Raw genomic sequence first — 526 nt, 5'->3', positions numbered from 1 at the left:
ATTTCAGCGCAAAACATCGCCAAATCGACAGAATAATGTGAGCGAAATCCAATAAATCCGCCCTATAAGCAGGAGATCTTGACCACTATCACAGTTCTGCTTTTTATAAATGGAAACCGGTTTCCGTCTGATATCAAATCACCCACGCAATAACTTTTTACATTTTGAGGATGGTCGTCGATGTACAAGATTATGCTGTGCTGCTCTGTCGGGATGTCCACCAGTCTGCTGGTCAGAAAGATGGTTGAGGCGGCGAATGAACGTGACCTGCCGGTGCAGATTGACGCCTATGGCGTTTCCGAATTTGACATGCAGTTTCCGCAGTATCAGGTGGTGTTGCTTGGCCCCCAGGTGAAATACATGTTGAAAACCCTGTCTGACAAAGCGGCTTCCCTGAACATTCCCGTTCAGCCCATCGATACGATGGACTACGGTATGCAGCGGGGAGACAACGTCCTGAATTATGCTCTGTCGCTGATCCCAGCGGCGCACTGAGAGGTGTTGAAATGAGTTCTCTGTATCAGTC

1 protein-coding gene is annotated in these 526 nt (G+C 48.3%); it reads left to right on the top strand.

Features of this window, described 5'->3' with window-relative positions:
* The first annotated feature begins 180 nt into the window (after window positions 1-180).
* A complete protein-coding gene (locus ABD339_RS33635) occupies window positions 181-495 on the top strand; it encodes a PTS sugar transporter subunit IIB (RefSeq protein WP_002923155.1) in 315 nt (104 codons plus the stop codon).
* Window positions 496-526 lie beyond the last annotated feature (31 nt).

It is taken from the genome of Streptomyces axinellae, from assembly GCF_039532135.1.
Lineage (GTDB): Bacteria > Actinomycetota > Actinomycetes > Streptomycetales > Streptomycetaceae > Streptomyces > Streptomyces axinellae.
Note: the sequence above shows the minus strand (reverse complement) of the source record. Positions and strands in the feature narration are given on the sequence as shown.